20 protein-coding genes and 1 tRNA gene are annotated in these 23,606 nt (G+C 69.5%); 9 read left to right on the top strand and 12 right to left on the bottom strand.

From position 1 onward, the window contains the following. Positions 1–21: 21 nt before the first annotated feature. The 6 genes from ACZ592_RS31560 (at position 22) to pyk (ending at position 4,744) form a co-directional block, all read left to right on the top strand. Positions 22–744 carry an SIMPL domain-containing protein gene (locus ACZ592_RS31560; protein ID WP_471585082.1) on the top strand — a complete coding sequence of 241 codons (723 nt, stop codon included), beginning with the start codon at positions 22–24 and terminating at the stop codon, positions 742–744. A 323-nt stretch (positions 745–1,067) separates the two neighbouring features. After that, the gene (locus tag ACZ592_RS31555; RefSeq protein WP_471585081.1) at positions 1,068–1,586 is read left to right on the top strand and encodes a sigma-70 family RNA polymerase sigma factor; all 519 of its coding nucleotides are present in this window, start codon (positions 1,068–1,070) and stop codon (positions 1,584–1,586) included. Between the two features lie 5 nt (positions 1,587–1,591). After that, positions 1,592–2,269 (top strand): hypothetical protein, encoded by a 678-nt coding sequence (locus ACZ592_RS31550; RefSeq protein ID WP_471585080.1) that lies wholly within the window; start codon positions 1,592–1,594, stop codon positions 2,267–2,269. Between the two features lie 223 nt (positions 2,270–2,492). Continuing rightward, positions 2,493–2,711: a hypothetical protein gene (locus ACZ592_RS31545; RefSeq protein ID WP_471585079.1), complete on the top strand. Its 219-nt coding sequence runs from the start codon at positions 2,493–2,495 to the stop codon at positions 2,709–2,711. An 85-nt stretch (positions 2,712–2,796) separates the two neighbouring features. Further along, the gene (locus ACZ592_RS31540; RefSeq protein WP_471585078.1) at positions 2,797–3,165 is read left to right on the top strand and encodes a hypothetical protein; all 369 of its coding nucleotides are present in this window, start codon (positions 2,797–2,799) and stop codon (positions 3,163–3,165) included. Positions 3,166–3,307: 142 nt separating this feature from the next. Continuing rightward, positions 3,308–4,744: a pyruvate kinase gene (gene pyk, locus ACZ592_RS31535; protein WP_471585077.1), complete on the top strand. Its 1,437-nt coding sequence runs from the start codon at positions 3,308–3,310 to the stop codon at positions 4,742–4,744. A gap of 33 nt (positions 4,745–4,777) precedes the next feature. On the opposite strand, the gene ACZ592_RS31530 is transcribed toward pyk, so the two are convergent. From ACZ592_RS31530 to ACZ592_RS31520, 3 genes are all read right to left on the bottom strand, one after another. Beyond that, entirely contained in the window at positions 4,778–6,703 is a 1,926-nt protein-coding gene (locus ACZ592_RS31530) for an alkyl/aryl-sulfatase (protein WP_471585076.1), read from the bottom strand. Between the two features lie 107 nt (positions 6,704–6,810). Next, on the bottom strand, positions 6,811–7,581 hold the full coding sequence (locus ACZ592_RS31525) for a transcriptional regulator (RefSeq protein ID WP_471585075.1): 771 nt from the start codon (positions 7,579–7,581) through the stop codon (positions 6,811–6,813). Positions 7,582–7,687: 106 nt separating this feature from the next. Next, a tRNA-Leu gene (locus ACZ592_RS31520) sits at positions 7,688–7,760 on the bottom strand. A gap of 101 nt (positions 7,761–7,861) precedes the next feature. On the opposite strand from ACZ592_RS31520, the gene ACZ592_RS31515 reads away from it, so the two are divergent. Then, positions 7,862–8,518 (top strand): ANTAR domain-containing response regulator, encoded by a 657-nt coding sequence (locus ACZ592_RS31515; protein ID WP_471585074.1) that lies wholly within the window; start codon positions 7,862–7,864, stop codon positions 8,516–8,518. A 115-nt stretch (positions 8,519–8,633) separates the two neighbouring features. Here ACZ592_RS31515 and ACZ592_RS31510 read toward each other — a convergent pair whose 3' ends face one another. From ACZ592_RS31510 to ACZ592_RS31470, 9 genes are all read right to left on the bottom strand, one after another. After that, on the bottom strand, positions 8,634–9,350 hold the full coding sequence (locus ACZ592_RS31510; protein ID WP_471585073.1) for an ABC transporter ATP-binding protein: 717 nt from the start codon (positions 9,348–9,350) through the stop codon (positions 8,634–8,636). Beyond that, a complete protein-coding gene (locus tag ACZ592_RS31505) occupies positions 9,347–10,171 on the bottom strand; it encodes an ABC transporter ATP-binding protein (protein WP_471585072.1) in 825 nt (274 codons plus the stop codon). Before ACZ592_RS31505 ends, ACZ592_RS31510 begins: the two co-directional genes overlap by 4 nt. Before the next feature lie 3 nt (positions 10,172–10,174). Then, positions 10,175–12,013, bottom strand: a complete 1,839-nt coding sequence (locus ACZ592_RS31500) for a branched-chain amino acid ABC transporter permease (RefSeq protein WP_471585071.1) — start codon at positions 12,011–12,013, stop codon at positions 10,175–10,177. Positions 12,014–12,018: 5 nt separating this feature from the next. Continuing rightward, entirely contained in the window at positions 12,019–12,948 is a 930-nt protein-coding gene (locus tag ACZ592_RS31495; RefSeq protein WP_471585070.1) for a branched-chain amino acid ABC transporter permease, read from the bottom strand. 164 nt (positions 12,949–13,112) lie between these two features. Then, positions 13,113–14,366 (bottom strand): branched-chain amino acid ABC transporter substrate-binding protein, encoded by a 1,254-nt coding sequence (locus tag ACZ592_RS31490; protein WP_471585069.1) that lies wholly within the window; start codon positions 14,364–14,366, stop codon positions 13,113–13,115. Positions 14,367–14,657: 291 nt separating this feature from the next. Then, entirely contained in the window at positions 14,658–15,131 is a 474-nt protein-coding gene (locus tag ACZ592_RS31485) for a Tat pathway signal sequence domain protein (protein WP_471585068.1), read from the bottom strand. 125 nt (positions 15,132–15,256) lie between these two features. Beyond that, positions 15,257–15,658 carry a hypothetical protein gene (locus tag ACZ592_RS31480; RefSeq protein WP_471585067.1) on the bottom strand — a complete coding sequence of 134 codons (402 nt, stop codon included), beginning with the start codon at positions 15,656–15,658 and terminating at the stop codon, positions 15,257–15,259. A gap of 86 nt (positions 15,659–15,744) precedes the next feature. After that, complete coding sequence (locus ACZ592_RS31475; RefSeq protein WP_471585066.1) at positions 15,745–16,239, bottom strand: PaaI family thioesterase; 495 nt, start codon at positions 16,237–16,239, stop codon at positions 15,745–15,747. Positions 16,240–16,288: 49 nt separating this feature from the next. After that, positions 16,289–18,583, bottom strand: a complete 2,295-nt coding sequence (locus ACZ592_RS31470; protein WP_471585117.1) for an FdhF/YdeP family oxidoreductase — start codon at positions 18,581–18,583, stop codon at positions 16,289–16,291. A gap of 256 nt (positions 18,584–18,839) precedes the next feature. Here ACZ592_RS31470 and polA point away from each other — a divergent pair, with 256 nt between their 5' ends. Both polA and ACZ592_RS31460 read left to right on the top strand, forming a co-directional pair. Further along, the gene (gene polA, locus ACZ592_RS31465) at positions 18,840–21,503 is read left to right on the top strand and encodes a DNA polymerase I (protein ID WP_471585116.1); all 2,664 of its coding nucleotides are present in this window, start codon (positions 18,840–18,842) and stop codon (positions 21,501–21,503) included. Positions 21,504–22,538: 1,035 nt separating this feature from the next. After that, positions 22,539–23,555 carry a serine hydrolase gene (locus ACZ592_RS31460; protein ID WP_471585065.1) on the top strand — a complete coding sequence of 339 codons (1,017 nt, stop codon included), beginning with the start codon at positions 22,539–22,541 and terminating at the stop codon, positions 23,553–23,555. The last annotated feature ends 51 nt before the right edge of the window (positions 23,556–23,606 follow it).

Below are 23,606 nucleotides of genomic sequence, written 5' to 3'. Positions count from 1 at the left end.
CCTCGGTGCGAGAGTGACCGCATGGACATGCCCGCCACGCCCGCCGCCCCCTACGGCACCCCCGACGCCCCCCGCCTCGCCGTCCGCGGCGAGGCCCACCTCGAAGTCGACCCCGAGATCGCCCGCATCGGCATCACCGTCAGCGCCCGCGGCACCGACCGCCGCGACGCCCTGAACGACCTCACCCGGCGCAACGCCACCGCCCTCGACCTCATCAAGAGCTACGGCGACGCCGTCGAACGCCTGGAGACCGGCACCTTCTCCATCAGCCCCGAACTCACCAAACACGGCCGGGGCGAACGCGTCCGCGCCTACCACGGCCGCGTCCACACCACCGTCGAACTCACCGACTTCACCGCCCTCGGCGAACTCACCACCCGCCTCGCCGACCTTGACCTGACCCGCGTCGAAGGCCCTTGGTGGGCGTTGCGGCACGACTCGTCCACCCACCGCACGGCCCGCCAACAGGCCGTCCGCGAGGCCGTGCAGCGCGCCCGCGAGTACGCCGAAGCCCTCGGCACCGGCCTCGCCGCCCTCGTCGAACTCGCCGACATCGGCGCCGACAGCCCCCCGCCCGCGTACGGCTACGGCGGTCCCGCCGGGGGGATGCGCGCCGCCTCCTACGGGGGAGCCGGCGACCTCGCCGGAGAAGCGCCGCCGCTCGACCTCGAACCGCAGCGCCAGCACGTCTACGCACAGGTCAACGCGCGCTTCACGATGGCCCCGCCGGACGTGCGGTCCTGAGGACGTCCCGATGTTCGGGTGATGTCACCCGAACGTGTCGGCCGGCCGGCACAACGGGTGGGACGGAGGTGTGACTTGGGTCACGAAATGTCGCGTGATTGGCGTAGACCTCGCCACAGGGATCTCCGTGAACCCCGTGGTCACCCTCCGTTACCCGTCAGTATGCAGTGACGTTGTGCAATGTTCAATGATCGTTGCGTAATTTTCGATTGTTGGCGCATGCGTGTTCGCCCCCATCGCCCGGTTGAGTGGTCCTCACCAGTGGGCGACGGCACGGAAGTTGACGGTCGCCCTTCGCATCAAGCCCTCACTGAAGAGGACTCATGACCGAAGATGTCCACGCGGAGGACGGCAGCAGCCCGGTAGCCGAGGCCGTGCTGCCTCTGCCGCTGGAATTCGAGGCGCTCTACCTGTCCAACCAGGAGGCGTTTCACTCCTACGCGTTGCTGCGGCTCGGCAGCGATGGCGCTGCCGAGGACGCGGTGCACCGGGCGTTCCTCGAGATCCTGCGCCACTGGGACGCGCTCCTCGAGGAGGACAACCTCCAACAGCACACCTGGGCGATCCTGCGACGGGTCGTCATAGCGCAGACCCTGGAGGTCTTCCGCGAGCGCCTGACCCTGCTGCGCGGCGAGATCGGCCTGTTCCAGGCCATGGGCACCCTCCCGCCCCGCCAGTTCGACGCCATCGTGCTGCGGCACGTCCTGCAGTACGACACCCGGAGGATCAGCTGGTACATGGGCGTGACGCCCAGCACCGTCGACTACCACTGCCGCAAGGCGAAGGAGCGGCTGGAGCCCGCCGTGGCCTCACACATCAAGACCGAGGGGGATCGGGAATGACGAACATGGAGACGCTTCTGGCACAGGCCGGCGCGGAGCTGCGCGCCCGGCGGCGGCCGTTCGACGTGGGGGCCGGGCTGCGCCGCCTGGCCGAGGACGCCGGCTACGTGCCGCCCTCCCGGGAGGTGCCGCCCGTCTCGCGGGCCCGCCAGCAACTCTCCGTGGTGGTGCGCTGGTCACTGAACCAGACCGGCGCCGCCGTCCACGTCGAACGGCTGGCCCAGGAGATCGGGGAGGACGGGCTCGACGGACTCGACGGGACGTGCGCACCGCTCAAGGACCTGGACGTCGACGGCGCCCACGTCTTCGCCTGCATGCTCCACCTCGCCGACCACCCCGAGAGCGCCCAGTTCTGGTGGCAGCTCGCCGCCGGCGCGGGAAACCGCACCGCCGCCTACTGCCTCTACCTCCACCACCTCGGACGCGGCGAGAACCCCGAGGCCGCCCACTGGCTCGACCAGCTCCAGCACTGCCTGAACGGCCCCAGCGACGCCTTTGTCAAGATCATGGGCGAATTCGCGGCCTACGTCCGCCGCAACTGCCCGCCCCAAGGCGCCAGAGAACCCGGCATCACCGCGGAGGTCGCACGGCTCGCCGCCCGCGACGACACGGACGCGGTGCTCGTCTGCCGCCCCGAACGGGAGATCGCCGACCGGCTGCAGCACTGCGCCCAGCAGCACTGACCGCCGCGGACCCGCGCGGCGCCGGCCTCGGCCGCACCAGCTCTGCCGCACCGATCCCGGCGGCACCGGCTCCCGCCCCGCGGGCCCCCGCCCACCGACCTTCGTACCCACGTACCCACGTACCCACGTACCCACGGCAAAGAGCCTGCCCGGCGATCTCCGGTTCCTAGGCCACCGACCGCCGACAGGCTCCTCGACAGGAACGCCCTCAGGAGGCCCTCCCATGCGCCAGCGTAAGCCGAAGCGCGCCCGCACGACCACCGTCCCGACCGTCCCGCAGGACGAGGAAACGATTCCGCCCACGTCCCGCAAGGGCCCGCGCCGACGGCCCCCGCGCGGCCGCAGGCACGACGCGGCCACCTACCTGCTCCGCGGCACCTGCTACGGCCTCGGCACCGGAATCGCCAGCCTCGCCGTCTGGTGGATCCAGCACCATCCCTGACGCCCCGGCCCTCCCGAAAACCCTCCGGCCGAAAACCCTCCGGCCGAAAACCCTCCGACAACGAAACGTCAGGCGGAACACGCACATGAACAACCACGGCACGGGCGCGACGGACGACCCGGACAGGGGCGGCTTCGCCCGCTGGCTGCTGCGGCAGTACCGGCTCGCGGGATACGGCCTCAACGACCCCGCCACCATCGACGACCCCGATGATCCCGACGACCCCGGCATCATCGACGCCCACATCCGGATCGTCGTCATCGCCGCCGTCGCACTCGACGAGGGACTCACGCCCGAACGGACGGCCGAACTGGCCCGCACCCTCGCCGTCGAGCCCCACGAGGTCACCGCGGCCTACCTCTCCGACATGCGGCAACGCACCCTCGACCGGCTCCTCGACCACCCCGGCCTCGCCGAACTCGACGCCCACCTCGACGAAATCGCCCGCCGATAACCACGCGGCCGAGCACCTGGCGCCGCTCCTATGAGCGGCGCCCCGCACAATTCAACACTTGTCAATAACCCTTCATGCAAAGGTTGTTGAGTAGTCACCCCCGACCAATTCTCTACCCGCCGGTAAGGCCTAGGCTCGAAACATGCGCCGAGCAAAAATCGTCTGCACCCTGGGACCCGCGACCGACTCGTACGACCAGATCAAGGCACTGGTCGAAGCCGGAATGGACGTGGCACGCTTCAACCTCAGCCACGGCACCTACACCGAACACGAGGAGCGCTACCAGCGCGTGCGCAAGGCCTCCGAAGAAGGCGGCCGCAGCGTCGGCATCCTCGCCGACCTTCAAGGCCCGAAGATTCGCCTCGGCCGCTTCCGCGAAGGCCCCGTACTACTCGAACGCGGCGACGAGTTCACCATCACCGTCGAACCCGACGTCCAAGGCGACCGCCAACGCTGCGGCACCACCTACAGCGGCCTCGCCGACGACGTCACCACCGGCGAACGCATCCTCGTCGACGACGGCAAAGTGACCCTGGAAGTCACCGGAGTCGACGGCCCCCGCGTCACCACCACCGTCATCGAAGGCGGCATGGTCTCCGACCACAAGGGCCTCAACCTCCCCGGCGTCGCCGTCTCCGTCCCCGCACTCTCCGACAAGGACGAAGCAGACCTCCGCTGGGCCCTGCGTTCAGGCTTCGACGTCATCGCCCTCTCCTTCGTACGCAGCGGACGCGACATCGAAGACGTCCACCGCATCATGGACGAAGAAGGCCGCCGCCTCCCCGTCATCGCCAAGGTCGAAAAGCCCCAGGCCGTCGACAACATCGAAGACATCGTCGCCGCCTTCGACGGCATCATGGTCGCCCGAGGCGACCTCGGCGTCGAAATGCCCCTGGAACAAGTCCCCATCGTCCAAAAGCGCGCCATCAAGCTCGCCAAGCGCAACGCCAAACCGGTCATCGTCGCCACCCAGATGCTCGACTCGATGATCGACAACTCCCGCCCCACCAGGGCCGAGGCGAGCGACGTGGCCAACGCCGTCATCGACGGCACCGACGCCGTGATGCTCTCCGGCGAGACCAGCGTCGGCAAATACCCCGTCGAAACCGTCAAGACCATGGGCCGCATCGTCGAAGCCGCCGAGGAAGACATCCTCGCCAAGGGCCTGCCCCCGCTGACGGAACGCAACAAACCCCGCACCCAAGGCGGCGCCGTCGCACGCGCCGCCGCAGAAATGGGCGACTTCCTCGGCGCCAAGTTCCTCGTCGCCTTCACCCAGTCCGGCGACACCGTCCGCCGCCTCTCCCGCTACCGCTCGCCCATCCCGCTCCTCGCCTTCACCCCCGACGCCGCCACCCACGCCCAGCTCACCCTCACCTGGGGCGTCGAAACCTTCCTCGGCCCCCACGTCGACTCCACCGACGCCATGGTCGACCAGGTCGACGAACGCCTCCTCAAGCTCGGCCGCTGCCGCAAGGGCGACATCGTCGTCATCACCGCAGGCTCCCCGCCCGGCGTCCCCGGCTCCACCAACCTCGTCCGCATCCACCACATCGGCGAGGACGACAGCCCCAAGTAGCACCCCGGCAAGCACCACGGCGGCACTACGGCACTACGGCGTCACGATGGGGAAGTCCGGATCGGGCTTCCCCACCACGCCCAGCAGCTTCGCCGGCAACGAGGCGTCACCCTCCACCTCGATGTCCCCGAGCCCCTGGCCACCCAGCATCGCCAGCAACTGCGGCTTCGTCATCGTCAACGTCACCCCCGCCCGCGGATCGGCCTCCGTGTCACTGCGATACGTCAACACCCCGTGCCGCAACGTGAGATGCCAGAACCGCCCGCCCAGCGACGGCAGACTCCAGTCCATCCGCAGCTCCAGATCCCACGCCTTCGGACCGACCACACGAATCGCCACCGAATCGATCAACTGGTCCACGTCCAACGCCATCAACATGTCCGCACTCACCACGGACACCGGCGACTCCCGCACCCCCTCACGCAATTCCTGCGCACCCGTGAGATAGAAATTCCGCCACACCGCGTTCTCCGACGCCCGCCCCAACGTCGTATAGACACGCGCCAGTTCTGAACGGGCCGCCCGATACCCCGGATCCGCGAAGACGACATGATTCAACAACGTCACCGCGAACCGCAGATCCCCCGCCCGCACAAAACCCCGCGCCTTGGCGACCGTCGCCGCCCGACCGCCCAACGCCTTCACATACCGCTTCGCCTCGGCGACCGGCGGATGCTCCCACAAATGCGCGGGATTCCCGTCGAACCAGCCCATGTACCGCTGGTAGATCCCCTTCACATTGTGGCTCAACGAGCCGTAATACCCCCGGTTCGCCCACACCTGCGACAACGCCGGCGGCAACTCGATCTCCTCCGCGATCTCCCGCCCCGTCATCCCCGCATTGATCATCCGCAACGTCTGATCATGCATGTACGCATACAGATCCCGCTGCCGCTCCAACAGCTCCACGATGGTCCCGCCACCCCACGTCGGCCAGTGATGCGACGCGAACGCCACCTCCGCCCTCCCGCCGAACAGCACCACGGACTCATCCAGATACCGCGCCCACTGCCGGGCATCACGCACCTGCGCACCACGCAACGTGATGATGTTGTGCATCGTGTGCGTCGCGTTCTCCGCCATGCACACCGCACGCAGCTCCGGCAGCAGGAAGTTCATCTCCGCCGCCGCCTCCGTCCCCGGGGTCATCTGAAACTCGAACCGCACACCGTCGACGACCTCGACCTGACCCGTCCTCGTCACGTCCTTCGTCGGCGGAATCAACCCGATCGACCCCAGCGACACGGTCTGCCCCAGCCCACAACCGATCTGACCCGCCGCCGACTTCGGCAACTGCGCCCCGTACATGTACCCGGAGCGCCGCTGCATCGCCGTGCCCGCGTACACGTTCTCCGAGACGGCATGCTCCATGAACCCGTCCGGCGCGAGGATCGGCACCTCGCCGGCGCCGTCCGGGAGCACGCCGCGGCAGCCGCCGAAGTGGTCGACGTGCGGGTGCGTGTACATGAGCCCGGTGACCTTCCTGTCGCCGCGGTGTGCGCGATACAGCTTCAGCGCGGCGGCGGCCGTCTCGGCGGAGATCAGCGGGTCGACGACGATGACGCCGCTCTCGCCCTCGATCAGGGTCATGTTGGAGAGGTCGAGTCCCCGCACCTGGTAGATCCGGTCGGTGACCTTGTACAGCCCCTGCTTCGACACGAGCTGCGACTGCCGCCACAGACTCCTGTCGGCGGTCCCGGGGGCGTCCTTCTTCAGGAACCCGTACGCGTCGGCGTCCCAGACGACCTGCCCCTTCGCGTTCGTCACGACGCCGGGCGTCAGCGCGGCGACGAACCCCCTGCCGGCGTTCTCGAAGTCCTCCCGGTCAGAGAAGTCGGGCCGCTCGTTCCCCTCACCACCCGTGGCGAGGGCGGAGGCGGTCTCGGGGCTGAGGGCGACGGCCGCGGCGGCGGCACCGGCTGCCGCGGCGACGAAGGCACGACGGTTCAAGGGAGTCATGCGGCCGAACGTCGCAGCGGCCCGTGCACCGGTCAAGGAAACGACGGCGAATTGGGGCAGGTCCCAGCGGGTGCGGCGGAGGGCAGTGACACGTCCTATTGCCCGGATCAGTATTTGGGCCCTACGTGGGTGTCCATGAGGGCCACGGAGGCTTTGCGGGCGACGGAGATGTTGTACGGGTTGCCGTGGCGGGTGCAGTGCGTCCAGGCGATGCCGAGCTTGTCCAGGGTGCCGGTGAACAGCTCCCTGATGTCGTCGGACTTGTTGGTGAAGAAGTACCGCGGATACTCGTAGCGCTTGCGCTCACCGGCGACGAGGCGCGTCGTCCAGTTCGTGACGCGGCAGCCGTCGGAGTGGATGAGCCCGCGGACGAAGTCCCAGGGGTGAGCGTCGACGATCGCCTGCTGCCAGGGTTCGAGGGCGATCGTGCGCTCGTGCTTCTTGCCGGGGCCGTGCTGGGGGAAGAGGCAGGGCCAGTGCTTGCTCCAACAGGTGACGTACTGGCAGCCGACGCTCTGGACCCGGCACACCTTGTTCTCCGGGCGTACGGACCGCATGGCGTCGGCGCACGCGTCGATGAGGCCGGGCCATGCGTCGGCGCAGGCGATCCGCAGGGAGTACACCCCGCGCCGCTGAAGGCTGACGCAGCCGTCGCCGAGGTAGAGGCCGAGCAGGTAGGAGTAGTCACCCGGCTGCTCCGGGACGCCCGGTACCTCCCGGCAGCGCGGACAGTGGACGGTTCCGGCGAGCGGTTCGAGGCGCGCCCGCCACGAGTGGATCGCGGCGCGGGACATCCCCATCCCGGAGCTGACGGAGTTCGGGCTGTGGCCCTGTGCCACCTTGGCGAGTGCTTGTCGGCGTGTGCTGACGTCGTACATACGAACACTCTGCGGAGCCATGACCTGCGGCACACAGCAAAAAGCGGATGTTCACGAGAACGCGAACATCCGCTTGCTAATTGCGACCTTGGAAACGAAGGAAAAGTGCCCCGAGTCGGATTCGAACCGACGCTGTATGGGTTTTGAATCCATGGCCTCTACCGCTGGGCTACCGGGGCCCCATCGAAACGAAGGTCGACGGTCACCCGCCGTGTCACCACCATACCGTAGCTAGGTAGGCTCTTGGGAAGCAGCATCTGCCCGTAACGAGGAGCCCCCCGTGACCGCCCCCGAGTCGCCCCAGCCCATCGACGCGTCGGACGACGACAAGTCGCACGTGCCTCCGCTGACGACCCGCGTCGTCATCGCCGAGGACGAGGCCCTGATCCGGCTCGACCTCAAAGAGATGCTCGAGGAAGAGGGCTACAGCGTCGTAGGCGAGGCCGGCGATGGTGAGAAGGCCGTCGAGCTGGCCCGCGAGCACCGGCCGGACCTGGTGATCCTGGACGTGAAGATGCCCGTCATGGACGGCATCTCCGCGGCGGAGAAGATCGCCGAGGAGTCCATCGCGCCCGTCCTCATGCTGACCGCGTTCTCGCAGCGCGACCTCGTCGAGCGCGCCCGCGACGCCGGGGCCATGGCGTACCTCGTGAAGCCGTTCAGCAAGACCGACGTCGTCCCGGCGATCGAGATGGCCGTCTCGCGGTTCACGGAGCTCAAGACGCTGGAGAAGGAGGTCGCCGACCTCTCGCAGCGTCTGGAGACGCGGAAGCTGGTGGACCGGGCCAAGTCGATCCTGCAGACGGAGTACGGTCTGACGGAGCCCGCCGCGTTCCGGTGGATCCAGAAGACGTCGATGGACCGCCGCCTGTCGATGCAGCAGGTCGCGGAGGCGGTCATCGAGGACGCCGAGGAGAAGAAGGCGTCCAAGGGCTGAGGGCCGGCCCGGGAAGGATTTCCCGAGAAGGACTCCGCGAAGGACGCGTACGTACGAGGAGGCCCGCACCCCCGGCCGGGGGTGCGGGCCTCCTCGTACGCGTGGGGCGGGGTGCTCAGTCCTCGCCGAGGTACGCCTTGCGGACGGACTCGTCGTGCAGCAGGTCGCTGCCCGTGCCGGAGAGGACGATCTTGCCGACCTCCATGACGTGGCCGTGGTCGGCGAGGGAGAGCGCGGCCTGGGCGTTCTGCTCGACGAGGAGGATCGTCGTGCCGTTGGCCTTGAGCTCGGCGATCGTCGCCATGATCTTCTGCATCATGATCGGCGAGAGGCCCATGGAGGGTTCGTCGAGCATCAGCAGTTTGGGCTGGGACATGAGGGCGCGGCCCATGGCGAGCATCTGCTGTTCGCCGCCGGAGAGGGTGCCCGCGGCCTGTTTCTTGCGTTCTCCGAGGATGGGGAACAGCTCGTAGACGCGCTTGATGTCCTTTTCGATGCCTGCCTTGTCGGAGCGGAGGTAGGCGCCGAGGCGGAGGTTGTTCTCGATGGTCATGCGCGGAAAGATGTGGCGGCCTTCGGGGGAGTGGGCGAGGCCTTGGGCGACGATCTGGTCGGCGCGGTATTTCCGCAGGGGTTTCCCGTTGAACTTGATGGTGCCGCCGACCGGCTTGAGCAGGCCGGAGAGGGTGCGGAGCGTGGTGGTCTTGCCCGCGCCGTTGGTGCCGATCAGGGTGACGACTTCGCCGGCGTCGACCTTGAAGGAGATGCCTTTGACGGCTTCGATCTTGCCGTAGGCGACGCGGAGGTCCTCGACCTCAAGGAGTGCGGTCATGAGTTGTTCTCCTCGAAGGGCTCGCCGAGGTAGGCGGCGATGACGCGGTCGTCCTGTTGCACTGTCTCGCTGGAGCCTTCGACGAGTTTTTCGCCCTGGACGAGGACGGCGACGCGGTCGCAGAGGTTGAAGATGAAGCGCATGTCGTGCTCGATGACGAGGATGGCGATGCCCATGTCCCGGATGGCGAAGACGAGTTCTTCGGTGGCGCGGGTTTCCTGGGGGTTCATGCCGGCGGTCGGTTCGTCGAGGAGCAGGAGGCCGGGTTCGCTGGCGAGTGCGCGGGCGATCTCCAGCTTGCGCTGTTCTCCGTAGGGGAGGTTGCGCGAGAGGTGTTCGGCCTTGTCGGCGAGGCCGACGAATTCGAGGAGTTCCATGGCGCGGGCCTTGGAGGCGGCTTCGGCCTTGTGGAATCCGGGGCCTCGCAGGAGTGCCGACCAGAGGCCTTCCTTGGTTCGCGTGTGGCGGCCGACGAGGACGTTCTCGAGGACTGTCATGTTGGCGAAGAGGCGGATGTTCTGGAAGGTGCGGGCGATTCCTGCGGCGGTGACCTTGAAGGATTTGGAGGGCAGGATCTTGCCCTTGTAGCGGACTTCGCCCTCGGTGGGGATGTACAGGCCGGTGAGGCAGTTGAAGAAGGTGGTCTTGCCTGCGCCGTTGGGGCCGATGAGGCCGACGATCTCGCCGCTGTTGACGGTGAGGTCGACGCTGCGGACGGCGGTGAGGCCGCCGAAGCGCATGGTGACGCCGCGGGCGTCGAGGACGGTCTGGCCTGCCGGGGTGGCGGGGGTGGCGTCCTCTTTGGTCATGTCGGTGGTCATGGGTCAGACCCCTGTCTTGCTGAGGGCTGCGGGGGGCGGCGTCTCGCCGGGGCTGAGCTCGGCTTCGTGGAATTCGAGTTGGCGTCGGCGGTTGGGGATGAGGCCTTCGGGGCGGAAGCGCATGAGGAGCGCGAGGGCGAGTCCGAAGGCGAACAGCTGGTAGTCGCCGAGGAATTGGAGCTTGTTGGGGATGAGGTAGAGCAGTGAGGCGCCGACGAGGGGTCCGCTGATGGTGCCCATGCCGCCGAGGACGACCGCGGCGAGCAGGAAGGCGGAGTTGGGCGGTACGGAGTTGGCGAACTGGTACTGCTCGGGGGTGACGGTGTAGGTCACGTGGGCCTGGACGGTGCCGGCGAGTCCGGCGAGGGAGGCGCCGAGGGCGAAGGCGATGAGTTTGACGCGGAAGCCGTTGATGCCCATGGCGAGGGCCGCGGTCTCGTCCTCGCGGATGGCGACCCAGGCGCGGCCGATCCGGCTGTCGCCGCTGCGTCGGAAGACGAGGACGACGACGAGGGTGATGAGCAGCATCAGGAAGAAGTAGTTGGCGAAGCGGCCGATGGTCTGGCCGAGGATGCTGTGTTCCACGCCGAAGTCGAAGCCGAAGATCTTGAGGTTGGGGATCGAGGAGATGCCGTTGGATCCGTTGGTGATGTCGGGTCCGGAGGAGCCGTCGGAGTTGTTGGCGGCGAGGCGGAAGATCTCGCCGAATCCGAGGGTGACGATGGCGAGGTAGTCGCCGCGCAGGCGGAGGGTGGGGGCGCCGATGAGGACGCCGAAGACGAGTGAGGCGCCGGCGCCGACGAGGATGGCTCCCCAGAAGGGCAGGTGGACGTCGAAGGGGGAGGAGGGGGATCCGGAGACCATGGACGCGGCGTAGGCGCCGACGCCGAGGAAGGCGACGTATCCGAGGTCGAGGAGTCCCGCGAGTCCGACGACGATGTTCAGGCCGAGGGCGACGGTGGCGAAGATGAGGATGTAGACGCCGATGGTGGCGTACTGGTCGTCGCTCTGGGTGAAGGGGAAGGCGGCGGCGGCGAGGAACGCGCCGATGAGGGTGATGTTGCGGTGTCGTGCGGTGTACGTGGAGACCTGGGCGACGAGGCCGGCTTTGGCGAGTGCGGCGAAGCCGAGGCCGACGGTGATGAGGAACCCGATGAAGAGTTCGTCGTACTCGGTGCCGATGCCGTAGGTGAAGACGAGCAGGCCGGTGGCGAGTGCCGCGATGATGATGAGGATCTCGACGTACGAGTTGAGTTTGCGGGGCGGGGCCGGGGTTTCGGCGGCGAAGGCGCCCTTGATGACGGTGTTGGCGTTGCGGGCGCGGTGTTTGAACTGTTCCCAGGAGCTGTCTTCCTCGTCGACCGGGTAGGTGTGCGGTCGGTGGAAGGGCAGGGCGAGGGCGCCGACGAGGGCGATGAGGGTGGCGATGGCCGCGATCCAGCCGCCGGGTTCGAGGTTGGCGAGTCCGCCGAGTTTCTTGCTGATCGCGAAGACGGTGTACCAGGCGGTGGCGAAGGCGGCGAGCGCGGCGAATTTGAGGGCGGCGTCGGCTCCGGCGGGGGCGATGCCGCGCAGGCCCTTCACTCCGTAGGAGGCGAGTCCGTACAGGGTGGTGAGGGCGCCGGCTATGAGGACGAGCCATTGGAGGCCGCCGGGGTAGCCGTAGACGGTGAGGTCGCCGGGGAACGCGGAGGTCCAGGTCCAGGCGAGGAAGGCGGAGATGACGGTGAGGATGCCGCCGCCGGTGGCGAGGGCGCGGGCGGTGCCGACGGGGAGGGGGATGAGCCCGGTGGTGGGCTGGTCCTTGTGGAGGCTGTCGGCCGCTGTGGTGTGTGTGGTCATGGTTGTCACGCCCTGTCCGCGACGCGCTCGCCAAGGAGGCCTTGGGGCCTGACGAGGAGGACGACGATGAGGAGTACGAACGCCCAGACGTCGGCCCAGGACTGGCCGCCGAGCTTGTCCATGCCGGGCACGTCGTTGATGTAGGCGGTGGCCATGGATTCGGCGAGGCCGAGGACGACTCCGCCGATCATGGCGCCGTAGATGTTGCCGATGCCGCCGAGGACGGCCGCGGTGAAGGCTTTGAGGCCGAGGATGAATCCCATGCGGAAGTCGATCTGGCCGTACTTGAGTCCGCGGGCGACGGCGGCGATGCCGGCGAAGGCGGCGCCGATGGCGAAGGCGACGACGATGACGCGGTCGGTGTTGATCCCCATGAGTTTGGCGGTGTCGGGGTCTTGTGCGGTGGCTTGCATGCCGCGGCCGATGCGGGTCTTCATGACGAAGTAGCCGAGGGCGACCATGCAGAGGGGTGCGGCGATGAGCAGGAAGATGTCGCCGGGCTGCATGGTGACGGAGCCGATGTGGATGGAGCCGCCGGGCAGTTCGGGGAAGCTGCGGGCGGACTTCGCTTCGGGGTACCAGGCCCAGACCGCTTGCTGGAGGGCGAGGGAGAGGCCGATGGCGGTGATGAGCGGGGCGAGGCGTGGTGCTCCGCGCAGGGGCCGGTAGGCGAAGCGTTCGGCGCCGACGGCGATGGTGGTGGAGACGAAGATGGCGCCTATCAGCATGAGGGGTACCGCGGCCCACATGCTGGTGCCGGCGGGGAGCCAGAGCCAGACCGTGAGGGCACCGAATCCGCCGGTCATGAAGATCTCGCCGTGGGCGAAGTTGATGAGCTGGACGATGCCGTAGACCATTGTGTAGCCGATGGCGATCAGGCCGTACATGGATCCCAGTAGCAGGCCGTTGACCAGCTGTTGCGGCAGTTCGTGCACCGCAGGTCCTCCGAGTCTTTCGATGTCGTACGACCGTGTCGCGGCGGCTCATCGGCCTGCGCGGCGGCCGCACGCTCCTGGTGACGAATGGCGACGGATGCGACGCCGCGCGGGGCGCTTTCCTGCGGCGCCCCGCGCGGCTGTCGTGGGCTGCGGGTCGGGTGTCAGTTGGACCCGGTGTAGGTGCCGGACTCGACGGGCTTCCAGCCGCTCTTGGGGTCGGTGGACTTGACCTGGTACACCGTGAGCTGCTTGTTGGTGGCGTCGCCGTACTCGTCGAAGGAGACCTTGCCGGTGACGCCGTCGAAGGACACGCCCTTCATGGCTTCGATGACCTTGGCGCGGGCGTCGTCGGGCAGCTTGCCGTCGTTGTCGTCGACGACCTTCTTGACGGCCTCGATGATCGACCAGGCGCTGTCGTAGGAGTAGCCGCCGTAGGCCTCGTAGGCCTCCTTGAAGCCGGCCTTCTTGTAGTTGGCGATGAACTCCTTGGCGGAGGGCAGTTCCTCGACGGGCTGGCCGACGGAGGTGGCGTAGTCGCCGACGCCCTGCTTGCCGGAGAGCTTGATGAAGTCGGCGCTGTAGATGCCGTCGCCGCCGACGAGGGGGGCCTTGGACCCGGCCTGCTTCATCTGCTTGCTGAGGGGGCCGGCCTGCGGGTATTCGCCGCCGTAGTAGACGAGGTCGGCGTCGGAGTTGCGGATCTTCGTGGCGACGGCGCCGAAGTCCTTGGTGTCGGGGTTGATGTGTTCGGTGCCGACGACCTTGCCGCCGAGCTTGGTGAACTCGTCCTTGAAGGTGGCGGCGAGTCCGGCGCCGTAGGTCTTCTTGTCGTCGACGACGAAGACCTTCTTCTTCTTGGCCTTGTTGTACAGGTACTGCGCGGCGAAGGGGCCCTGGATCGCGTCGGTGGTGGCCGTGCGGAAGTAGGACTTGTAGGGGCGCGCCTTCTTGCCGCCGTTCCAGTCCGGGCCCTGGGTGAGGGCCGGGTTGGTGTTGGCGGGGGAGACCTGGACGAGTTTGGCGTCGTCGAAGACCTTCTGCATGGATTCGGCGACGGAGGAGTTCAGGGGGCCGACGGCGCCGAGGACTTCCTTGTCGGCGACGAGTTTGGTGGCGTTGGTCTGGCCGGACGAGGGCTGTCCCTGGTCGTCGAGGGCCTGGATCTTGAACGTGACGCCGTCGACGTACTCCTTGGCGTTGGCCTGTTTGGCGGCGAGGTCGACGGAGTTGCGGATGCCGAGGCCCAGCGCGGAGAGCTCGCCGGTCAGTGGCGCGTCGACGCCGATGACCACCGTGGTGCCACCACCACCGGCCTCGTCTCCGTCGTCCTTGTCGTCGCGCGAGCCACAGGCGGTGAGGGTGAGAGCCCCCGCGGTGAGTGCAGCGGTGATGGCTATGAGCGAACGTTGACGCACGATCAGTCCTTTCCCCTGGCACGGCTGTCCCTTGTTGGGATGCCGAGTCGAGCGCGGAACCGAACTGACAGGAATCCGGTGGGCGCGGTGACTGGCCGTGACTCTAAGGGCGCCTTTGTGCCTGGTGGAGTGGTCGGACCAAGGCTGTGACGCTCTTGTTATGCCACGGAGTATTCCGGGCTGGAACGCGGGGGGCGGTTGAGGCTGAATATGGCCTTGTTCGGTGGATCTAGGCGTATCCGCATGCTGAGAATCTCCAGGGCAACTGGCATGAGTGTAAAGCTGTTTGACTCATGACACCGGAGTTCGCGGGCATGCGGCGGTCAACGCCCCGGAAAGATCATTCGCGTATTCCGGACCCAGGATGTAACTCTGCTTCTGGATTGCGCGCGTATTACGCAGCGTTACTTCCAGGAAAGGGAGTCCGGCGTTCCGGGGTACTTCTCCGCATTCGCGAATGTGCATCGTGATGATCGACTTCCTGGGTGATCCCGATTTCACCGCGAAAGGGGTGAGAGGGGATGTGCTGACCGAAAGGGCCGCCGACGGCTGGGCGACCCGACGCACGGTCACCGGCGGCCCCGACTCCTGGCCGAACGCGATGGTGAAGGTGAAGGTCCGGTCGCCGGCCCGGGGATGCGACATCCCGCCCGTGTACGTCACCGAGACGCTCTGCGCGGGCCAGGGCACCGGCGGCACCGGGGGCGGTGGCGGCGGTGCCGGACGGGTCAGCCAGAGGGTGAGGCCGGCCGCGGCGAGGATCACGGCCGTGGCGGCGGCGAGCGCGGTGCGGGGGTGGCGGAGCCTGCGGGGGTCGAGGCGGAGCGGGCGCGCGGGGGTGGGCTCGGGGTCGTAGGTGTCCTCGCCGGGCTCGACCGGGCCGATGGCGTTCATGTCCACGGCCCGCCGCTCGGTCCGCCGTCGCGGTGGCGTGCCGCGCACCGCTCACGACTCTGACGGTCGATCAACTTACGTCCGGCGGCGGTCGATCCGCTCCGGCGCTCGGCGCGTGCGGCGTCCAGCACGTCGCGCAGGATCGCGTACTGGCCGTTGGACAGGCCCATCGACTGGTAGTCGCCGTACGACGTGCCGCCCGCGTCGTAGAGCTGCCGTGCCCACGTGGTGATGACCGCGGTGCACAGGTCCTCGGGGGACGTGGTGCCGGGGGAAGGGCTGGGGGAGGTGGGGGAGGAGTGGGGGGCCGTGCCGGAGTCGTCGGAGCCGGAACTTCCGCATCCGGCGGCGAGGGTGGCGGCGAGGGCGAGCGCACAGAGCGATATCCGGTGCCTCATGCGCAGACGCTAGACCGGAGCCGCACGCTCCGACAATGCGCGGGCGCCCGCCCCTCCCGGCGATCTCCGCGGTGATCTCCGCGGGGTCAGCCCGCGGCGCCCGCGGCGCCGGCCGAGCCCGTCTCGGCCGTGGCGTCCCGCAGCAGGCACGTCAGGCGCGCGCTGCACACCCGCTTGCCCTGCTCGTCGCTGATCACGATCTCGTACGTCGCCGTCGAGCGGCCCCGGTGCACGGGCGTCGCCACACCGGTGACCAGGCCGGAGCGGGCGCCGCGGTGGTGCGTGCAGTTCAGGTCGACGCCGACCGCCAGCTTGTCGACGCCGCCGTGCAGCATCGCGCCGACCGAGCCGAGGGTCTCGGCGAGCACCGCGGAGGCGCCGCCGTGCAGCAGGCCGTACGGCTGGGTGTTGCCCTCGACGGGCATCGTGCCGACGACGCGCTCCGCCGAGGCCTCCAGGATCTGCACGCCCATGCGGGTGCCGAGGTGCCCCGCCGAGAACAAGGAGGGCAGATCGACGCCGAGCGAGGCGTACTCGTCGATGACCTCCTGCGGGAACTTCACGCTGCGCTGCTCACCCATGGGCCCGGCTCCGTTCGTTCGACGTCGTCACCTGTCGCTGAGCGAACGCTCAGTCGATCGCCGATTGTTCCAGGCGTACGACGACGGACTTGCTGGCAGGGGTGTTGCTGGTGTCCGCGGTGGCGTCCAGCGGCACCAGCACATTGGTCTCGGGGTAGTACGCGGCGGCGCAGCCGCGGGCCGTCGGGTAGTGCACGATCCGGAAGCCGGGCGCGCGCCGCTCCACGCCGTCCTGCCACTCGCTGACGAGGTCGGCGTACGTCCCCTCGGCGAGTCCGAGGTCCGCCGCGTCCCGGGGGTTGACCAAGACCACGCGGCGGCCGTTCTTGATGCCGCGGTAGCGGTCGTCCAGGCCGTAGATCGTGGTGTTGTACTGGTCGTGGGAGCGCAGGGTCTGCAGCAGCAGCCGTCCCTTCGGCAGGGCCGGGTACTCGACGGGGGCCGCCGTGAAGTTGGCCTTGCCGGTGGCCGTGGGGAAGCGGCGCTCGTCGCGCGGAGCGTGCGGCAGGGCGAAGCCGCCCGGGTGCGCCACCTTCGCGTTGAAGTCCTCGAAGCCGGGGATCACGCGCGCGATGCGGTCGCGCACGGCGGCGTAGTCCCTCTCGAACTCCTCCCACGGCGTGCGGGACGCGCTGCCCAGGACGCGACGGGCGAGCCGGCACACGATGGCGGGCTCGGACAGCAGCTGCCCGCCCGCCGGCTCCAGGCGCCCGCGCGAGGCGTGCACCATGCCCATCGAGTCCTCGACGGTCACGAACTGGGCGGTGCTCCTCCCGTCCGGTCCCGTCTGGAGGTCGCGCTCGGTGCGGCCCAGCGTCGGCAGGATCAGGGCGCGCGCGCCCGTGACGACGTGCGAGCGGTTCAGCTTGGTGGAGACGTGCACGGTCAGCCGGGCCCGGCGCATCGCCGCCTCGGTGACGTCGGTGTCGGGGGAGGCCGAGACGAAGTTGCCGCCCATCGCGAAGAAGACCTTCGCCTCGCCGTCGCGCAGGGCCTTGATGGCGCGGACGACGTCCAGGCCGTGGTGGCGGGGCGGCGCGAAGCCGAACTCCTTCTCCAGGGCGTCCAGGAAGGCGGGCGCCGGGCGCTCGAAGATGCCCATCGTGCGGTCGCCCTGCACGTTCGAGTGGCCGCGCACCGGGCAGACGCCCGCGCCGGGACGGCCGATGTTGCCGCGCAGCAGGAGGAAGTTGACGACCTCGCGGATGGTCGGCACGGCGTGCTTGTGCTGGGTCAGGCCCATCGCCCAGCACACGACGGTGCGCCGCGAGGCGAGGACCAGGCGCAGCGCCTCCTCGATGCGCTCGCGCTCCAGGCCCGTGGCCGCCAGGGTCTCGTCCCAGTCGGCGGCCCGCGCGGCCTCGACGAACTCCTCGTACCCGTGGGTGTGCTCGCGGACGAACTCCTCGTCCACCGCCCCTGCCGTCTCCAGGATCAGTTTGTTGAGGAGGCGGAAGAGGGCCTGGTCGCCGCCGAGCCGGATCTGCAGGAAGAGATCGGTGAGGGCGGTGCCCTTGAGCATGCCCTGCGGGGTCTGCGGGTTCTTGAAGCGCTCCATGCCCGCTTCGGGCAGCGGATTGACCGTGATGATCCGCGCGCCGTTGTTCTTGGCCTTCTCCAGGGCGGAGAGCATGCGCGGGTGGTTCGTGCCCGGGTTCTGCCCGGCGACGATGATCAGGTCCGACTTGTAGAGGTCCTCCAGGAGGACGCTGCCCTTGCCGACGCCGATCGTCTCGGTCAGCGCGGAGCCGGACGACTCGTGGCACATGTTCGAGCAGTCGGGGAGGTTGTTCGTGCCCAGCTCGCGGGCGAACAGCTGGTACAGGAACGCCGCTTCGTTGCTGGTGCGGCCCGAGGTGTAGAAGACGGACTCGTCGGGGGAGTCCAGCGCGCCGATCTCCTCGGCGACGATGTCGAAGGCCCGCTCCCAGGAGACGGGCTCGTAGCGCTCGGCGCCCTCGGGCAGGTACATGGGGTGGGTGAGGCGGCCCTGCTGACCCAGCCAGTACCCACTGCGGGTGGCGAGGTCCGCGACGGGGTGCTCGGCGAAGAAGTCCGGCGTGACGCGGCGCAGCGTGGCTTCCTCGGCGACCGCCTTCGCGCCGTTCTCGCAGAACTCCGCCGTGTGCCGCTTCTCGCCCTCGGGCCAGGCGCAGCCGGGGCAGTCGAAGCCGTCCTTCTGATTGACGCGCAGCAGGGTCAGCGCCGTGCGGCGCACACCCATCTGCTGCTGCGCCATCCGCAGGGTGTGACCGATGGCGGGCAGGCCCGCGGCCGCGTGCTTGACGTCGGCGACCTGCGGCGCGTCCTGGACCGGATCGCCCTTGGGTGACTTGCTTGCCATGGTCGACTCCTCTTCGAGCACCTGCGCGAGCTGCGCGGTCACCTGCGTGGGATATGCGGTCACCTGCGTGGGGTACGCCTTCGATCCTCCCACGCACCGGTGACAATGCCCGGCTCAGGGGTCGGGCGGGACCGGACTGTCAGTGGGGCGTGGCAGGATCGGGGACGTGGCAGAAACAGCATCGAAGAAGAAGTCCGAGACCGCGGCGACGAAGGCCCCCGAGGCGGGCGGTGAGCAGCGCCCGCGTCTGCTCCTCATGGACGGGCACTCCCTGGCCTACCGGGCGTTCTTCGCGCTGCCCGCGGAGAATTTCACGACCGCGACGGGCCAGCCGACGAACGCGATCTACGGCTTCGCGTCGATGCTGGCGAACACGCTGCGCGACGAGGCGCCCACACACTTCGCGGTGGCGTTCGACGTCTCGCGCAAGACGTGGCGCTCCGAGGAGTTCCCCGAGTACAAGGCGAACCGCTCCAAGACCCCGGACGAGTTCAAGGGGCAGGTAGAGCTGATCGGCGAGATGCTCGACGCGATGCACGCGGTGCGTTTCGCGGTCGACGGCTTCGAGGCGGACGACGTCATCGCCACCCTGGCCACGCAGGCGGAGGCGGCGGGCTTCGAGGTCCTGATCGTCACGGGCGACCGCGACTCCTTCCAGCTGATCACCGACCACGTGACGGTGCTGTACCCGACCAAGGGCGTCTCGGAGCTGACGCGCTTCACCCCGGCGAAGGTCGAGGAGAAGTACGGCCTCACGCCCAGCCAGTACCCGGACTTCGCGGCGCTGCGCGGCGACCCGTCGGACAACCTCCCCGGCATCCCCGGCGTCGGCGAGAAGACCGCCGCCAAGTGGATCAACCAGTTCGGTTCGTTCGCCGACCTCGTCGAGCGCGCCGATGAGGTCAAGGGCAAGGCCGGGCAGAACTTCCGGGACCACCTGGACTCCGTCAAGCTCAACCGTCGCCTGACCGAGATGGTGCGCGACGTCGAACTGCCCAAGGCGGTCACCGACTTGGAGCGCGCGGCGTACGACCGCTCGGCGCTCGCGATGGTCCTGGACACCCTGGAGATCCGCAACCCCTCGCTGCGCGAGCGCCTCCTGGCCGTCGACCCGGGCGCCGAGGAGGCCGAGCAGACCCCGGCCGAGCCGGGCGTCGAGCTGGACGGGACGGTGCTCGGCGCGGGCGAGCTGGCCCCCTGGCTCGCGGAGCACGGCGAGGCCGCCCTCGGCCTGGCCACGGTCGACACCTGGCAGCTGGGCGCGGGCACGGTCACCGAGGTCGCGCTCGCCGCGGCCGGCGGGGCGGCCGCCTGGTTCGACCCGGCCACCCTGGACGAGGCCGACGAGAACGCGTTCGCGGCCTGGATCTCCGACCCCGACAAGCCCAAGGTCCTGCACAATGCCAAGGGCGCGATGCGGGTCTTCCCCGAGCACGGCTGGACCGTGGACGGCGTCACCATGGACACGGCCCTCGCCGCGTACCTGGTCAAGCCAGGCCGCCGCTCCTTCGCGCTGGACGCGCTCTCCCTGGAGTACCTGGGCCGTGAGCTGGCGCCCGCCTCCGCCGCCGAGGGGCAGCTCGCCTTCGGCACGGAGGAGGACGACCGGGCCGAGGCCGACTCCCTCATGTCGCAGGCGCGCACCATCCTCGACCTGGGCACGGCCTTCGGTGAGCGGCTGACGGAGGTCGGCGCGGGTGACCTGCTCGCCGACATCGAGCTGCCGACCTCCGCGCTCCTGGCCCGCCTGGAGCGGCACGGCATCGCCGCGGACCGCTCCCATCTGGAGTCGATGGAGCAGCAGTTCGCCGGCGCGGTGCAGCAGGCCGTGAAGGAGGCGCACGCGGCGGCGGGGCACGAGTTCAACCTGGGCTCGCCCAAGCAGCTCCAGGAAGTCCTCTTCGGCGAGCTGAACCTCCCCAAGACGAAGAAGACGAAGACCGGCTACACGACGGACGCGGACGCGTTGGCCTGGCTCGCCGCCCAGACCGAGAACGAGCTGCCGGTCATCATGCTCCGCCACCGCGAGCAGGCGAAGCTCCGCGTCACCGTCGAGGGTCTCATCAAGACGGTCGCCGCCGACGGCCGCATCCACACCACCTTCAACCAGACGGTGGCGGCGACGGGCCGGCTCTCCTCCACGGACCCCAACCTCCAGAACATCCCGGTCCGCACGGACGAGGGCAGGGCGATCCGGCGCGGCTTCGTGGTCGGCGAGGGCTTCGAGTCCCTGATGACCGCGGACTACAGCCAGATCGAACTGCGCGTCATGGCGCACCTCTCCGAGGACGAGGGCCTCCTCGAGGCGTTCATGTCCGGCGAGGACCTGCACACGACGGTCGCCTCTCAGGTGTTCAACGTCGAGGGTTCCGCCGTCGACGCGGAGATGCGCCGCAAGATCAAGGCGATGTCGTACGGCCTGGCGTACGGCCTGTCCGCGTTCGGCCTCTCCCAGCAGCTGAACATCGACGCGGGCGAGGCCCGCGCGCTGATGGACACGTACTTCGAGCGCTTCGGCGGTGTACGGGACTACCTGCGCCGCGCCGTCGACGAGGCCCGCGCCACGGGGTACACGGAGACGATGCTCGGCCGTCGCCGCTACCTCCCCGACCTCAACAGCGACAACCGACAGCGCCGCGAGATGGCCGAGCGGATGGCGCTCAACGCCCCGATCCAGGGCACCGCGGCGGACATCGTCAAGATCGCCATGCTGAACGTGCACGGCGCGCTCACCGCGGCGAAGCTCGACTCCCGGATGCTGCTCCAGGTCCACGACGAAATCGTCCTGGAGATCGCTCCGGGCGAGCGCGAGAAGGTCGAGGAACTGGTCCGCAAGGAAATGGCGGGCGCGGTGACGCTGCGGGCGCCGTTGGATGTGTCGGTGGGTGTGGGGCGGGACTGGGAATCCGCAGCGCACTAGCCCTCCCGGGCGGGGGGACCGTGCTGCCCTGCCCGGGCGGGGACGGGTGGGGTGGGGCGGTTTTGCTCGGCTCGCCCTGCCCGCCCTGCCCGACCTGCCCGCCCTGCCCGACCGGTGGGGGCGGGGGCGGGGTGACGGTGGTGCCGGGTCCGGCACCCGGCTGCTCCGGCAGGGGGTGGTTTCCGGGGGTGCCGGGGAGCGTGGTGTGTCCGCTGCGGGTGCGTCATGGCTGGGCGCGCAGTTCCCCGCGCCCCTTTGGGGCCCGGCCCGGCGTCGCGGCAACGGCAGGGCTCCGCGCCACGGTGGGGCGCTGAGTTCCGCCGCGACGACGCTCGACCCCCACCACGACCCCCCACGACGACTCCGGCGGTGCCGACCCACCCGACACCCCGTCGCACGCCCCGCGCAGGAGAACACCCGGCCAGGGCCCTGTGCACCGGATACAGGCCCAAGCCCGCGTCATCGTCCCGCTCCGCGCAGCGGCAGACGCTCCACTCCACATCAGCCCTCGCCCGGCGGACACCGCCTCAAGCCCCGCGCAGCGAGTTCCTGCCCAGGCCCACGCCGGCGAAAGGCCCCCGGCCTCGCGCAGCGTTGCGCCCTCCGCCTTGCAGCGAGGATCGGCCCTGGCTTCGCGCAGCGCTCCGCCTTCCCCCTCGCAGTGAGGATCTGTCCAGGCCCCGCGCAGCGTTGCGCCCCGCGCAGCGAGGATCCGTCCAAGCCCCGCGCAGCGATCCGCCCCGCGCAGTGAGGATCCGTCCAGGCCCCGCGCAGCGTTGCGCCCCGCGCGGTGAGGATCGGCCCAAGCCCCGCGCAGCGTTCCGCCCCGCGCAGTGAGGATCCGTCCAGGCCCCGCGCAGCGTTCCGCCCCGCGCGGTGAGGATCCGTCCAAGCCCCGCGCAGCGTTCCGCCCCGCGCAGCGAGGATCCGTCCAAGCCCCGCGCAGCGATCCGCCCCGCGCAGCGAGCCGTGGGTCTCACTCGCGTGGCCCCCGGCACCGCGCCCCCCTTCCCGTGGCGGGGACAGGATGCAGGTATGGCCCCTCACCTGCGAAAGTGCCGTGCGGCCGTTGCCGCGGCGCTCACCACCGCCCTGTTGGCCCCCATATCGGCCACCGCCGCCGACGCCGGGCAGCGGCAGGGCGCTGCCCTCTGTACGGCCGGTCGTGATCGTGGTCTTGCCGCCCGGATGTCCAAGGACATCCGGGCGGCTCTGTCGTCACGGACCGGGAGCGTGTCCGTGGCCGTGCACGACACCCGGACCGGACTCGTGTGCCAGCTGGCGAGCCAGCGGCGCTACGACGCGGCCAGCGTCGTCAAGGTCCTGATGATGGAGGCCGCGCTGCGCCGCGCGCAGGAGTGGGGCCGCGGCCTCACCGCGTGGGAGCGCCGGCGGATCCGGCCCATGATCACCGCGTCGGACAACGGCGCGGCCGGGCGGCTGTGGAGCGACCTCGGTCACCCGTATCTCGCGCGTTTCCTGCGCCGGGTCGGGACGACCGCCACCAGCCTCGGTCCGTACGGGCGTTGGGGCCTGACACGGACCACGGCCGCCGATCAGCTGAGGCTGCTCGGCGTGCTCACCGGGGCGCGTGACGTGCTGCGGCCGAGCTCGCGGGAGTACGGGCTGCGGCAGATGGCCGAGGTGCGGCGCGACCAGCGGTGGGGCGTGCCCGCGGGGATGCCGCGCGGGGTGCGGGCGCACCTGAAGAACGGCTGGCTGCCGAGGGCGACGCTCGGCTGGCGCGTGCACAGCGTCGGCGCGTTCACCGGCGACGGCCGCACGTACCGCATCGTCGTCCTGACGCACGGCAACCCGTCGATGGCGTACGGCGTGCGGACCGTCGAGCGCATCGCGCAGGCCGTGCACCGCGGCCTGAACAAGGGCAGGGCCGTCGGTCAGGGCCTCACCCCGGAGAGCGAGATCAGTGAGGTCCCGGACGGCTCGGCGCCGGCGGAGGGGACGGTTCTGGGGCAGTCGGAGGCGCCGAGGGAGGGCGGGGACGACGGGGGCTGGGAAGACACCGCGGCGGGGGAGGGGTTCGCTCCGTGACGGGCCGGGAGACCGCTCCGTAACAGCCTTGTCGCGGTGAGTTGGCCAACC

This window comes from Streptomyces sp. NPDC040622, from assembly GCF_055593965.1.
The sequence above is the reverse complement of the archived record's forward strand: the minus strand, read 5'-3'. Positions and strand labels throughout refer to the sequence as shown.